Source organism: Pantoea sp. Tr-811, from assembly GCF_011752535.1.
GTDB lineage: Bacteria > Pseudomonadota > Gammaproteobacteria > Pseudomonadales > Pseudomonadaceae > Aquipseudomonas.
In genome coordinates, this window is record NZ_VWXJ01000012.1 from 111,257 (window position 1) to 124,096 (window position 12,840).

Genomic DNA, 12,840 nt, shown 5'->3' on the forward strand with positions numbered 1-12,840 from the left:
AATGCTCCGTATCACCGACCTGGAATTGTTCGTGCGTGCCAGCGCGCTGGGCAGCTTCACTGCCGCGGCCCATGAGGCCGACCTGCTGCCCGGCCAGGTAGCCGCCGCCATCAAGCGCCTGGAGCGCGACCTGGACGTGCGCCTGTTCACCCGTACCACCCGCAGCCTGCGCCTGACTGCCGAGGGCGAGCTGTACCTGCCCACCGCCCAGCGTGTGCTGGACACCCTGCGCCAGGGCCACGAGCAACTGCACGGCCAGCACAGCACCCTGCGCGGCGTGCTACAGGTTTCGGCCCCCTCGGACATCGGCCGCAACCTGCTGCTGCCGTGGCTGAGCGCCTTTCGCCGCGAGCACCCAGCGTTGAACCTGCGCTTTTTCCTTTCCGACCAGATGGCCGACTTCAGCCGCGACCCGGTGGACATCGCCATCCGCTACGGCCTCGACCAGGACGCCAACTACATCGCCCTGCCGCTGGCCCCGTGGAACCGCCGCGTGGTGGTCGCCTCGCCCACCTACCTGGCCCGCCACAGCCGCCCACGCACGCCGGAGGAACTGCAGCAGCACGACTGCCTGCTGTACCTGCAGCACAACCGCGTGTTCGACAAATGGCAACTGGGCAGCCGCACCGTGCAGGTGCGTGGGCCGCTGGTGAGCGACGATGCCGACGTGGTGCGGCGCTGGGCCCTGGCAGGCGAAGGCATCGTCTACAAGTCGTGGCTCGACGTCAGCAGCAACATCGCCGCCGGCGAGCTGGAAGTGCTGCTGCCCGAGCATCAGGGCGAGGCCACGCCGGTGACCCTGGTGTGCCCGCACCGCAAGCAACTGTCGCCGGCCGTCACGCAACTGCACCTGTGGTTGCGCGAGCGCTTCGCGGCGCTACAGCCTGCACAAATGTTCTAAACCGCCAGGTGCATATGCGCTAAGGTGAACTGCCCTACCCTTTCAGCAGCCGCGCCACCATGAGCAACTGGATCGACCTCAAGCAGGACGCCGACACCGGCATCGAGTCGGTTCGTGCGCATTTCGTTGGCCACGCCTACGACCCGCACTGGCACGACAGCTTTCTGGTCGGCGTGACCGAGCAGGGTGTGCAGCAGTTCAACTGCCGCCAGGTGCGCCACCAGAGCACGGCCGGCCAGGTGTTCCTGCTCGAACCCGGCGACCTGCACGATGGCCACGCGCCCACCGCCGAAGGTTTCACGTATTCAACCCTGTACCTGGAACCGCACTGGCTGGCGAGCGAGCTGCAGGCGCTGTTCGCCCAGGCGCCAAGCGACAGCCTGCCCAGCTTCGCCGACACCCTGTGCCAGGACGAACGCCTGGCCCGCGCCACGGCCCTGGCCTTCCAGGCGGTGCACGGCCAGGAACTGCGCATTGTTCGCCAAACCGCCATGGACGACCTGCTGGCCAGCCTCACCCGTCACCTGCACTGGCGCAAGCGCCTGAACCCCGACCCACGCCTGCCGCTGACCGCCCAACGCGCCCGGGACTACCTGCATGCCCACCTCGACCAGGACATCAGCCTGGAGCAGGTGGCGCAGGCCTGCGGCGTCGACCGCTTCCGCCTGACCCGCGCCTTCAAGGCGGCCTTCGGCCTGGCGCCCCACGCCTACCTGATCCAACTGCGCCTGTCCCGCGCCCGGCGCCTGCTCGCCCAGGGCCAGACACCCGCCGAGGTGGCCATGGCCCTGGGCTTTGCCGACCAGAGCCACCTGGGGCGCTGGTTCCGCCGCGCCTACCGGCTGACCCCTGCCGACTACCGCCGGCGCTGCTCAAACCTTCCAGACTGAGCCGCCAGCAATGGCGACCATGGGGCCCTGACCCATCGGAGCCCGTCACCATGTCGCACGCCTTGTTGCCCTTCATCCTCTTTGCCCTGGTTTCAAGCATCAGCCCAGGGCCGACCAACTTGCTGATCCTGGCCCAAGGCGCGCGCCTGGGCTTGCGTGCGAGCGTGGCGCCGATGCTGGCAGCCTGTGGCGCGGCGGCGGCGATCGTGCTGCTGGTGGGCCTTGGGCTTGGCGAGGTGCTGCTGCGCCACCCGCAGGCCCAGCAGGCGATGAGCTGGGCCGGTGTGCTGTGGCTGAGCGGGTTGGCCTGGCGCATGCTGCGCAGCGCAGGGGAGCCGCTGGATGCGCAGGCTGGCAAGCCGTTCGGCGCGGTGAGCGCGGCGTCGTTGCAGGTGGTCAACCCGAAGGTGTGGATGATGGCGGCGGCAGTGATTGGGGTGTTTGCAACGCCGGCATTGCCGGTGTGGCAGCTGGCGTTGGTGTTCCTGCTGATTGCCGTACCGTGCATGGCGGTGTGGGCCGTGCTGGGGGTTGGCAGTGCGCGCTGGTTGCAGGCGCCGGGGCGGTTGCTGTGGTTCAACCGGGGGTTGGCGGGGTTGTTGCTGGTGGCGGCCTGGGCGGCGGTGCTGGGCTGAAAAGCGCGGGCCCACGGAGTTTGCGCCGCCCTGCCTGGTAGGAGCGAGCGTAGCTCGCGATGGGCCGCGCAGCGGCCCCGGATTTTCAGCCGCACAGGATGCCCGGGCTGCGTTGCAGCCCATCGCGAGCTGCGCTCGCTCCTACCAGGGCCACCGGCCCGGAGCGGTTACATCAATGAGTCAGCGCCTCACGAAACCGCCGCGCACTGGCCAGCGCCAGCAGCAACCCGGCCACCGCCACGCTGCCCCCCACCAGACCGATGTCGGCCACGCCCAGCTGGCTGCTGACGATACTGCCCAGCAGCGCCCCGCCACCGATGCCGATGTTGTAGATCCCCGAGAACAGCGCCATGGCCACGTCGGTGGCATCGAAGGCAAGCTTGAGGGTCTTGGACTGCAGCGCCAGGCTGAAGCTCAGGATCGCCACCCCCCAGAACATGCTCAACACCGCGAACACATAGAAGTTGCCCGACAACGGCAGCAGCAACAGCAGGCAGGCGGCCAATACGCCGATCGAACCCACCAGGAAGCCCTGGGGGAAGCGCTCGCTGTAACGGCTGAACAGCAACGAGCCGAACACCCCGGCGCCACCGAACAGCAGCAGCAACAGCGTGGTGCGCTCGCCGCCGATCTGCGCCACGTGCAGGGCGAACGGCTCGATGTAGCTGTAAGCAGTGAATTGCGCGGTAATCACCAGCGTCACCAGCACGTAGGTAATCACCAGTGCCGGGCGCTTGAACAGCACCGGCAGGCTGCGCAACGACCCGGAGTTCTGGCTGGGCAGCAGCGGCAGCGACTTCATCAGGCACAGCATGGTCACCAGGGCCACGCCGGCAATGCTGAGGAAGGTCACCCGCCAGCCCAGCGCCTCACCCACCACACGGCCCAGGGGGATACCCAGCACCATTGCCAAGGTGGTGCCGGTGGCCAGCAGGCCCAGCGCCTTGGCCTGCTGGCCCGGCGGTGCCACGCGCACCGCCAGCGAGGCCGTGATGGCCCAGAACACCGCATGGGCCAGGGCGATGCCGATACGGCTGACCAGCAGCATGGCAAAGCTCTGCGCCAGCCACGACAGCAAGTGGCTGACGATGAACACCAGGAATACGAACAACAACAAGCGGCGACGCTCGATGTTGCGGGTCAGCAGCATCATCGGCAACGAGGCCAGGGCCACGACCCAGGCATAGATGGTCAACATCAGGCCGACCTGGGCGGTGGTCATGTCGAAGCTGCGGCCAATGTCGCTGAGCAGCGCCACCGGCACGAACTCGGTGGTGTTGAAGATGAAGGCGGCCAGGGCCAGGGCGATCACGCTCAGCCAGCTGCCGTTCCCCGCAGTCGGTGGCAGGTCGGTGGGGATGGGTCCGTTCATGGGCGAGCGTCGATTCTCCGCAGGCAAGGCAACAGCGCGCACGCCACGCGCCGGGGCTGGCGGCGTTCACGCACGGTTTGTTATAGGTAGGAATGCCCGGCATGGTACGCGTCAAGGCCGCACCTCACAACCGCAGGCGCATTGGGAGTACCATGCGCGCACCCCGTAAACGGCAAGCGGAACAAGGAGCACGATCCGCCCATGGACAAGCAGCACCCCCAGCAGCAGTGGCAGCAGGCGGTTACCGCCTATGCCCAGGCCATCAACCGCTACGTCGCGCACGGCCAGGCCCAAGGCTGGGACGACCTGGAAGAGCCGCAACACCCGCCCACCGAGCACCTGCTCGGGGCCTGGCAAAGCGCCTTGGAAGCCATCAACCGGCCAGGTGTGGACGACGCCCAGCGCCAGGCCTTTCGCCAGGCCTGGCCGCCGGCGCACCTGCCACTGGTGCCGCTGCTCGATAACCATGGCCAAGGCATCGCCAGCCTGTTGCTGCTCGACGACGGCAGCCTGCTGGCGCGCATCGGCATGCCCTACGAGAAAGGCCAGGTGGTGCGCATCGGCCAGCAGGGGGTAACGCCGGTGATCGGCATCGAGCATTTTGGCCGCTGCCCGCAGCGCCGCTACTTCGCCCTGGCCAATGCCGAGGGCGTGCGCGTCACCGATGGCTGGGGCGGCCCGCAAGTCGCTCGGCTGCACTGGCCGAGCGGCTTGGAAGGCCTGCCCAAGGGCTACCCGTTCGAGCCGTTCGACCTGCCGCCAACGCCCACCGCGCTGGTGCCCTTCCCTGATGGCCAGCGGGTATTGCTGGTCAGCGATCAAGGCATCTTCCTGCTGGCGGCCGAGGGCGCAACCCGCCTGTTGCCACGCCAGGCGCAGGTGCTGGAGGCGTTGGCCGAAGGCACCGACCCGGATGACATCGCCCTGGGGCTGTCGATGGAGCATGGCGCGGTGTCGCCGGACGGCCGGCTGATCGTGCTGGGTGAGCAAAGCAGCCGCCACCTGGTGCTGAACGAGCAGTTGGAACTGATCGCTGAAATCGGCCCAGGGAGCGAGTACCCGCATTTTGCGCTGTTCAATACCACGGGTGAGCAGCTGATCGTCAATGCCTGCCACTTCTACAACGGTGGCACGCTTGGGGTGCGCGTGGCAGACCTGCCGGGGCTGGACACCGATTACTACAGCGAAGACCCGCGCACACCCCTGCTGGAAGACGGTGCTCGGGTGTATGCCGGCGTCGCGGTGGCGGGTGGGTACATCGTCGGCGATGCCTATGGCTACCTGCGAGCGTTCGGTGAGGATGGCGAGGTGCGCTGGCAGCATTTCCTGGGTTCGACCATCAGCGCCATGGACATCAGCGCCGACGGGCACACGCTGGTGGCGGCGAGCCATGCCGGGTTCATTTCGGTGATTGCGTTGGAGGCGGGGCGGCCGCAGTGGCAGATCGGCACCGGCGACCATTGCGAGGTACGGCGCTGGTTGTTCTGGAAGGGGTGGGACAAGGCGCTGTTATGGTAAACCTGTGCGGGCCCCATCGCGAGCTGCGCTCGCTCCTACCCGGGGGTGCCTAACCCTCGTAGGAGCGAGCGCAGCTCGCGATCAGGGCCCACACAGGCCGCCATCAACCCTGCAAGGTCGCCATGTCGATCACGAAGCGGTACTTCACGTCACCGGCGATCATACGCTCGTAGGCCTGGTTGATATTGCGGATATCCAGCAGTTCGATGTCGCAACGAATACCGTGCTCGGCGCAGAAATCCAGCACCTCCTGGGTTTCGGCGATGCCACCGATCAGCGAGCCCGCCAGCACCCGGCGCTTCATCACCAGGTTGGCAGCATGCACGGCTGGGTCGATCGGCTCGATCAGGCCGACCAGAATGTGCACGCCATCGAACTTCAGGGTTTCCAGGTACGGGTTGAGGTCGTGCTGCACCGGAATGGTGTCGAGCAGGAAATCGAAGCGCCCGGCCGCGGCACGCATCTGCTCGGCGTCGGTGGACACGATCACATGGTCGGCGCCCTGGCGACGGGCTTCCTCGGCCTTGGCCTGGGAACGGGTGAACAGGGTCACCTCGGCGCCCAGGGCCTTGGCCAGCTTGATGCCCATGTGGCCCAGGCCGCCCATGCCGAGGATGCCGACCTTGTGGCCAGGGCCTACGCCGTGGTGCTTGAGCGGCGAATAGGTGGTGATGCCGGCGCACAGGATCGGCGCGGCACTGGCCAGGTCCATGCCAGCCGGAATGCGCACCACGAAGTGCTCGCTGACCACGATGCTGTTGGAATAACCGCCCATGGTATTGCTGCCATCAACCCGGTCCGGGGTGGCGTAGGTCATGGTCGGGCCTTCCAGGCAGTATTGCTCCAGGTCCTTGGCGCAGGCTTCGCAGTGCCGGCAAGAGTCGACCATGCAGCCGACACCCACCAGGTCGCCGACCTTGTGGCCGGTCACCTGGTCGCCCACGGCGGTGACCCGGCCGATGATTTCGTGGCCAGGCATCAGCGGGTACACAGCAATGCCCCATTCGTTGCGCGCCTGGTGGATGTCGGAGTGGCACACGCCGCAGTAGAGGATGTCGATGGCGACGTCGTCCGGGCGCGGCGCACGGCGCTCGAAGGTCATGGGGGCCAAGGGGCTGGTCGGGGTTTGGGCGGCGTAGCCGATGGCGGTGTACATGCAGGACCTCGCAGGGAAGTGAAACGATTCAGGGCGCGCATTCTGCGCGCCCGCATCCGCGCGGCCCACGGCTGATTCTCCGGCATCCATGCCTGATTCTCCGGAGTTGCCCGCCCGCACCTGGCGCCAATCCGGTAATCTGCGATGATGCAAGCGTCCGATTCTCCGCCCAGGCCTACCATGCAACTGACCCACCACGTCGACGCCAACGCCCCGCTGTGCGCGCTGATCCGCCGCCTGGCCACCCGCCCCGGCTTCGTCCCCACCCACCTGCCCCAGGTGCAGGTATTGAGCTGGGGGCACTACGTGGCCAGCAGCCCGCAGATCTACGAGCCGAGCCTGATGATCCTGGCCCAGGGCAGCAAGCTGGCGCGCCTGGGCCCACGTACCCTGGAGTACGGCGCCGGGCATTACCTGGTGCAGGCACTGTCGGTGCCGTTCATGTGTGAAACGTTCGCCACTGCCCAAGCGCCGCTGCTGGGTGTGGCGGTGGACATCGACCGCGGCGTGCTGGGCGAACTGGTGCAGAGCATGGGCCTGGCCCCGGACAGCGCGGTGCAGGCCCAGACCCCGCAGTCGATGACTTCGGCGGCGCTGGATGCGCCGATGCGGGCGAGCGTCGAGCGCTTGCTGCAATGCCTGCAGGACCCGGTGGATGCCAGGGTGCTGGGCCCGGCGCGGGTACGCGAGGTGCTGTACACCGCCTTGCGCGGCCCCCAGGCCGGGGTGTTGCGGGCGTTGGTCGAGCAGCAGGGGCATTTCGCCCGTATTGGCGCGGCGCTGGCGCATTTGCGCGAGCATTTCACCGAACCTCTAAGCGTTGAGGCGTTGGCAGCCTGCGCGAACATGAGCGTTTCGACCTTCCATGAGCACTTCAAGCGCTGCACCGACATGGCGCCCATGCAGTACCTCAAGCGCCTGCGCCTGCTCAAGGCGCAGCAGATGCTGATTGGCGAAGGCTTGGGTGTGGCGCAGGCGGCGCACCGGGTGGGCTACCAGAGCACATCGCAGTTCAGCCGCGAGTACAAGCGCCAGTTCGCCCGCAGCCCTGGGGAGGAACTGCCCTACCAGAGCCTGCCGGTTTAAGCCCGACCTGATGGAACAATCTGGTTCAACAAAGAACCCTGTAGGAGCGGGCTTGTCCCGCGAAGCAAGCGACGCGGTGGATGGCACCGGCTTTGCCGGTGTTCGCGGGGCAAGCCCGCTCCTACAGGGAGTCGCCGCGCGCAGGGCCGGTTGATCCCTTCGCTTCACGCCTGGCGCTCGACCATGGCGATGATCGCCGCCTGCAACTCGGCCTTGGCCTGCTCGGCCTCCAGCTCCCCCGCCGCTGCCGCCTGGGACAACGCCTCGGCCGCCCCGATCAGCAAACGCATGCCCGCAGCGCCTATCGCGCCACGGCGAGCAAAGGCCCCCAGTGCGGCTTGGCACTTGTCGAGAAACGGCTGCTCGTAGGCCCGCTTCAATGCCTCCATTTCCGGTGAACCCGCCAGTGCCGCCGCCACCCCGGGCATCTCCCGGCCCTGGCTCATCACGCAGTCCACATAGGCCCCGGCAATCACCCCGGCGCGCCCGTTGAGGGTCGCCTCGCAATGGGCCAGCGCCAGTTCCAGCATCACCGACTGCCGGGCGTCGTAATCCTGGTAAAGCGCCGCCAACAGCCCGGTGCGAGTTTCGAAATGGTCGTATACCACCGGTTTGGTCACGCCAGCCTCCTGCGCCAGGTGGCCGAGGCTCAGCGCGTCGGTGCCCTGCTGGCGCACGTATTGCCAGGCCACGTCCAGCAGCTGGCGACGCCGTTGTTCCCGGGAAAGCCGCTTGCGCGGTGCTGCCGTGTCATCGCTTGACATGAATAACCTACCAAAAGTAACTTACTAATCGTAACTTACCTTGAGTATATAGCGCTCAAGGCCCAACCGCACCCCCACTCTGGAGAAGCCCCATGCACGCCTTGATCGTGATCGGCCACCACGACCCCGACTCGCTCACCCACGCCCTCGCCCAGCAGGTTGCCGACGGCCTGGCCAGTACCGGTCACGGCAGTGAAATCGCCGACCTGGCCCGCGAAGGCTTCGACCCGCGCTTCGGCCTGGCCGACCATGCCGTGCACCGCCGCCTCGCCCCGCCGCCGGCCGACGTGCTGCTGGAGCAGGCGCGTATCGACCGCGCCGATGCCCTCGTACTGGTCTACCCGATCTACTGGTGGTCGCTGCCGGCGCTACTCAAGGGCTGGGTCGAGCGGGTGTTCAGCAATGGCTGGGCATTCGACTACGAAGGTGGTGTGAACACCAAGAAACTGCACGACCTGAGGGTGCATCTGGTCGGCGTGGCCGGCGCCGATGCGGGCACCTTCGAGCGCCATGGCTATGGCGAAGCAATGCGCGTGCAGATCGAGCACGGCATTTTCGACTACTGCGGCGCCAAGGTGCTCAGTTCGACCTTGCTGGCAGACAGCGAGGGGCCGGACGCCGCCGCCCACCTGCGCACGGCTCGCACCCTGGGCGAGCAGTTGTTCACCCGCGCTGGCCGCCAGCGCGCCTGAGCGGCGTTAGTCCGCCAGGGGCCATTGCGCCAGCGGCCAGTAGCGGCCCTTGCGCGACTCGTACAAGGTGAAGTGGCGGGCGCTGAAGTGAAAGTCCGGGGCCTGGGCCGACTCCGGTGCCTGCCCGCGAAAATCCCGCGACAGGGTAAGGTGCGGGCGGTAGTCGCGGCCCTGCTCCGCGAAGCCCATCGGCAATAACGCCTGCTGCAGGGCATACACCAGTTGGCGCAGTGCCAAGGGCGTTTCCTGGGGTTCGAGCACCAGCGCACCGGCGCGCTGCCAGGCGTTCAGCCGGTCGAGCAGCAGGCGAATCGCCCTGCCTGGCAGGGTCAGGTTGTCTACTGCTGCGCAGATCGCGGGCACTTGGGCTGCATCCACATCACCGAGAAACAGCAAGGTCAGGTGAAAATTCTCGCTGGGCACCGGCTTGCCGCTGCGCAGGCTCAGGCCGCGCCGCCACTGGGCGACGGCGCGGCGCTGGGCGTCGCTGACCGGCAGGGCGAAGAACAGCCGTTTGAAGGGAACGCCACTCGGGCGAATGTCCTGAACCATGGCAACTCCCTCGCATGAAACGTTTGCGCAAACCATAGGCTATTCCACCTAAGTCGCGCCGAATTGACGTAACAATATGTACAAACTAACCCGACGATTGTTTATGCTGGCGGGCTTAAGCCATGGCGCATGGCCATTTTTCGACAAGTAACCGTCCATGAAAATTGCACTCGTACTGATCTTCGTCCTCTCGATCGCCTATGTTCACCTGCGCGGTCGGGTACGCCACAAGCTGACCCGTCAGCTGGGCGACCACTCCAGTTTCCTGGCCCCGGTGAACAGCTTCCTCTACCTGTTCTCCAAACACCCGGCCAAGCCTTACCTGCCGGTGGAAGCCTTCCCCGAACTGCAACCGCTCAAGGATCACTGGCAGGAGATTCGCACCGAAGCCCAGCAGCTGTTGCACGTGGGTGAAATCAAGAAGTCCGACAACTATGACGACGTTGGTTTCAATTCGTTCTTCAAGACCGGCTGGAAGCGCTTCTACCTGAAGTGGTACGGCGAAAGCCACCCGTCGGCAATGACCCTGTGCCCCCGCACCACCGAGCTGCTGCAAGGCATCGGCACGGTCAAGGCGGCAATGTTCGCCACCCTGCCACCGGGTGCCAAGCTGGTGCGCCACCGTGACCCGTACGCCGGTTCCTACCGCTTCCACCTGGGCCTGGATACCCCCAACGACGATGGCTGCTACATCGACGTGGACGGTGAAAAGTACTCCTGGCGTGATGGCGAAGGCGTGATCTTCGACGAAACCTATATCCACTACGCGGCCAACACCACCGAGCACAACCGCATCATCCTGTTCTGCGACGTTGAACGCCCGCTCAAGTACCGTTGGGCCACCGCCTTCAACCGCTGGTTCAGCCGCAATGTGATGGCCGCCGCCGCGGCACCCAACAATGCCAACGACAAGACCGGTGGCATCAACCGCCTGTTCACCCGCATCTACAAGATCCGCGAGCGCGGCAAGGCACTGAAGAAGCGCAACCGCATGCGCTACTACCTGGAAAAGTGGCTGGTGGTGGCCGCCCTGGTGCTGGTGTTCGTGTATATCTGAAGCCCCCTTGCGCCTGTCGCCGCCGTCGGCGGCAGGCGCAAATTGGTCTAGCCTGAAAGCTCCTCCAGAAACCTTGCCAAGGTGAAGACGATGAGCATGATGGACTGGGACGCCTACCGTAAGCAGTTGATGGCCGGCATCGGCGACCTCAAGCAACTCTCCCCCGACACCGTGGCCGGCTACATGACCGCCAGCGGTGCCGGCGCCAAGACCAACCACCTGGACGCCAAGACCCGCGAGCTGATTTCCCTGGCCGTGGCCGTCACCACGCGCTGCGACGGCTGCATCGCCGTGCATTCGCAACAGGCCGTCAAACACGGCGCCAGCCGCGAAGAAATCGCCGAAGCCCTGGGCGTGGCCGTGGCGATGAACGCCGGCGCCGCGCTGGTCTACTCGGCCCGTGCCCTGGATGCAGTAGGCAAGGCCAACGGCTGACGCCAAGGGCGTCGTCGCCCTTGCGCGACGGCGCCGCGTTACCCAGACTTGGCGGCCTAGCCACAGCAGGAACCGCCATGATCCATATCCGCCCCATGACGCCCGCCGACTTCGAGCGTTTCTGGCCCACCTTCCAGGCCGTTGTCCAGGCCCGCGAAACCTATGCCTTCGACCCCGCGCTGAGCCTTGCCCAGGCCCGCCAGCTGTGGCTGGAGCTGCCCTTGCGCACACTGGTGGCCGAGCAGGACGGCGAGCTGCTCGGGTCCTACTACCTCAAGGCCAATGCTGCCGGGCCCGGCGCCCACGTTGGCAACTGCGGCTACATGGTGTGCGAGGCCGCCCGTGGCCGTGGTGTGGCCCGGCTGATGTGCGAGCACTCGCAGAAGCTGGCCCGCCAGGAGGGCTTCCTGGCATTGCAGTTCAATTCGGTGGTGGCCAGCAATGAAGTGGCCGTGGCGCTTTGGCACAAGCTGGGCTTCGAAACCGTCGGGCGCTTGCCCAAGGCCTACCGCCATGCACGCCTGGGGTTGGTCGACTGCCTGGTGATGTACAAGTGGTTGGCCGATGAGCCCGTGGTGGAGAAACCACCGCTGCTGATTGGGCGCAAGAACATCGAGGCCCGGGTGTCGCGCCGGCGCGGGCGTTAGCCGGTGAAGGCCCCATCGCGAGCTACGCTCGCTCCTACGAAAAAATCGTAAATATTTGATTTAACTGATATTTCTGTAGGAGCGGGCTTGACCCGCGAAGCAAGCAGCGTGGTGCATGGCACCGGCTACGCCGGTGTTCGCGGGGCAATGTTCCCTGCGCGACAGCGCAGCCCGCAGGGCTGGGTGATCACCTACGGGACTTGCACAATTATCCCGGTAGGAGCGAGCGCAGCTCGCGATCAGGGCCAAACCTGCCTACATCAACCTCAGAAAGCCAGGCCAACCTTGAAGCCAAACTCGTCACGCTTGAGCTTGTTGTTGTCGGCCACGTCCGAGTCTTCATCCAGCTTGTACTCGGTACGGGTGTAGTAAACGCCCGCCTGCACCGGCATGCCGCCCTGCTGGTTCATCAGCAAGGTGACCTCGGCATAGGGGTTGGTGCGGTCTTTCATGTCGACGCTGTCGCTGCCAAAGTCGTCCACCTTCAGCCGCGCGCGGCCATCGATGCTGCGGCGCGCTCCCACTTCCACGCGCAGGGTCGAGGCATCGAACTGGTGGTTGTAGCCAAGCGCAGCCTTGGCGAACGGCGACTTGTAGGTCAGGCGGGTGTCCAGGTCGTTGATCTCGGGTTCGAAACGGGTCCAGCTATAGCCACCGCCCACCGTCACATCGACGAAGTTGCGCGCGTCCAGCGCGGCTCGCCAGCCAAGGTCGAGGTCGGCCTGGGCTTCCTTGAGCTTGTTGTCGTTCTTCTTGCCGTACTTGGCTTCGGCACCGATCTGGTAGATGAAGCCGGACTCGGCCGTCAGCTTGTTGCCGAAGGTGGCAAAGACGCCGCCCTGGCCCAGGTGTTCCTTGTCCGATTCGCTGCCGCCTTCGAACTTGAATTTATCGTAGGCGCCCAGCAGGCCGACGCTGAACAGCGGTTCGGTGCTCGGTGCCGCCGTGGCCAGCAGTGGGCTGGCAAGCAGGGTGGCGAGGCAGGTGTGGCGCAGCAGGTTACGGGCGAGCATGCACGAAGTCTCCATGACGTTGTGTTGAGTGCGAACGTGCGGTTCGAGACTGCGCCAGGCGCAAAAGTTCGAAAAAAAAACCATAAAAACGCACAACCCGGTGATTCATCACATTTTTCCCT

General features: G+C 66.0%; 14 protein-coding genes. 9 read left to right on the top strand and 5 right to left on the bottom strand.

Annotation, left to right across the window (positions count from 1 at the left end; all coding sequences use genetic code 11):
• The first annotated feature begins 1 nt into the window (after nucleotide 1).
• From F3J44_RS18795 to F3J44_RS18805, 3 genes are read left to right on the top strand one after another with little or no spacing between them, the layout of a single operon-like run.
• Entirely contained in the window at nucleotides 2–901 is a 900-nt protein-coding gene (locus F3J44_RS18795; protein ID WP_167274952.1) for a LysR family transcriptional regulator, read from the top strand.
• 59 nt (nucleotides 902–960) lie between these two features.
• Nucleotides 961–1,791 carry an AraC family transcriptional regulator gene (locus F3J44_RS18800; RefSeq protein WP_167056002.1) on the top strand — a complete coding sequence of 277 codons (831 nt, stop codon included), beginning with the start codon at nucleotides 961–963 and terminating at the stop codon, nucleotides 1,789–1,791.
• A 50-nt stretch (nucleotides 1,792–1,841) separates the two neighbouring features.
• Nucleotides 1,842–2,426, top strand: coding sequence for a LysE family translocator (locus F3J44_RS18805; protein WP_167274955.1), 585 nt, complete (start codon nucleotides 1,842–1,844; stop codon nucleotides 2,424–2,426).
• A 172-nt stretch (nucleotides 2,427–2,598) separates the two neighbouring features.
• On the opposite strand, the gene F3J44_RS18810 is transcribed toward F3J44_RS18805, so the two are convergent.
• A complete protein-coding gene (locus tag F3J44_RS18810) occupies nucleotides 2,599–3,798 on the bottom strand; it encodes a sugar transporter (RefSeq protein ID WP_167274958.1) in 1,200 nt (399 codons plus the stop codon).
• A 201-nt stretch (nucleotides 3,799–3,999) separates the two neighbouring features.
• Here F3J44_RS18810 and F3J44_RS18815 point away from each other — a divergent pair, with 201 nt between their 5' ends.
• Nucleotides 4,000–5,316, top strand: a complete 1,317-nt coding sequence (locus tag F3J44_RS18815; RefSeq protein WP_167274959.1) for a hypothetical protein — start codon at nucleotides 4,000–4,002, stop codon at nucleotides 5,314–5,316.
• Between the two features lie 103 nt (nucleotides 5,317–5,419).
• Here the strand turns inward: F3J44_RS18815 and calA are convergent, their stop codons facing one another.
• Entirely contained in the window at nucleotides 5,420–6,472 is a 1,053-nt protein-coding gene (calA, locus tag F3J44_RS18820; protein WP_167056017.1) for a vanillin reductase, read from the bottom strand.
• Nucleotides 6,473–6,652: 180 nt separating this feature from the next.
• On the opposite strand from calA, the gene F3J44_RS18825 reads away from it, so the two are divergent.
• Nucleotides 6,653–7,558: an AraC family transcriptional regulator gene (locus tag F3J44_RS18825; RefSeq protein ID WP_167274962.1), complete on the top strand. Its 906-nt coding sequence runs from the start codon at nucleotides 6,653–6,655 to the stop codon at nucleotides 7,556–7,558.
• A gap of 164 nt (nucleotides 7,559–7,722) precedes the next feature.
• Here the strand turns inward: F3J44_RS18825 and F3J44_RS18830 are convergent, their stop codons facing one another.
• Nucleotides 7,723–8,322: a TetR/AcrR family transcriptional regulator gene (locus F3J44_RS18830; RefSeq protein ID WP_167274965.1), complete on the bottom strand. Its 600-nt coding sequence runs from the start codon at nucleotides 8,320–8,322 to the stop codon at nucleotides 7,723–7,725.
• A gap of 92 nt (nucleotides 8,323–8,414) precedes the next feature.
• Here F3J44_RS18830 and F3J44_RS18835 point away from each other — a divergent pair, with 92 nt between their 5' ends.
• Nucleotides 8,415–9,014 (top strand): NAD(P)H-dependent oxidoreductase, encoded by a 600-nt coding sequence (locus F3J44_RS18835; protein WP_167274968.1) that lies wholly within the window; start codon nucleotides 8,415–8,417, stop codon nucleotides 9,012–9,014.
• 6 nt (nucleotides 9,015–9,020) lie between these two features.
• Here the strand turns inward: F3J44_RS18835 and thpR are convergent, their stop codons facing one another.
• Entirely contained in the window at nucleotides 9,021–9,566 is a 546-nt protein-coding gene (gene thpR, locus F3J44_RS18840; RefSeq protein WP_167274970.1) for an RNA 2',3'-cyclic phosphodiesterase, read from the bottom strand.
• Between the two features lie 157 nt (nucleotides 9,567–9,723).
• Between thpR and lpxO the strand changes: the two genes are divergently transcribed.
• The 3 genes from lpxO to F3J44_RS18855 all read left to right on the top strand — a co-directional run bounded on the left by lpxO (nucleotide 9,724) and on the right by F3J44_RS18855 (nucleotide 11,705).
• Nucleotides 9,724–10,623, top strand: a complete 900-nt coding sequence (gene lpxO, locus F3J44_RS18845) for a lipid A hydroxylase LpxO (protein WP_167274973.1) — start codon at nucleotides 9,724–9,726, stop codon at nucleotides 10,621–10,623.
• Nucleotides 10,624–10,719: 96 nt separating this feature from the next.
• Nucleotides 10,720–11,058 carry a carboxymuconolactone decarboxylase family protein gene (locus F3J44_RS18850; RefSeq protein ID WP_205299996.1) on the top strand — a complete coding sequence of 113 codons (339 nt, stop codon included), beginning with the start codon at nucleotides 10,720–10,722 and terminating at the stop codon, nucleotides 11,056–11,058.
• A 77-nt stretch (nucleotides 11,059–11,135) separates the two neighbouring features.
• Nucleotides 11,136–11,705, top strand: a complete 570-nt coding sequence (locus tag F3J44_RS18855; protein WP_167056057.1) for a GNAT family N-acetyltransferase — start codon at nucleotides 11,136–11,138, stop codon at nucleotides 11,703–11,705.
• A gap of 266 nt (nucleotides 11,706–11,971) precedes the next feature.
• On the opposite strand, the gene F3J44_RS18860 is transcribed toward F3J44_RS18855, so the two are convergent.
• Nucleotides 11,972–12,718, bottom strand: coding sequence for an outer membrane beta-barrel protein (locus F3J44_RS18860; RefSeq protein WP_167056061.1), 747 nt, complete (start codon nucleotides 12,716–12,718; stop codon nucleotides 11,972–11,974).
• Between the last annotated feature and the right edge of the window lie 122 nt (nucleotides 12,719–12,840).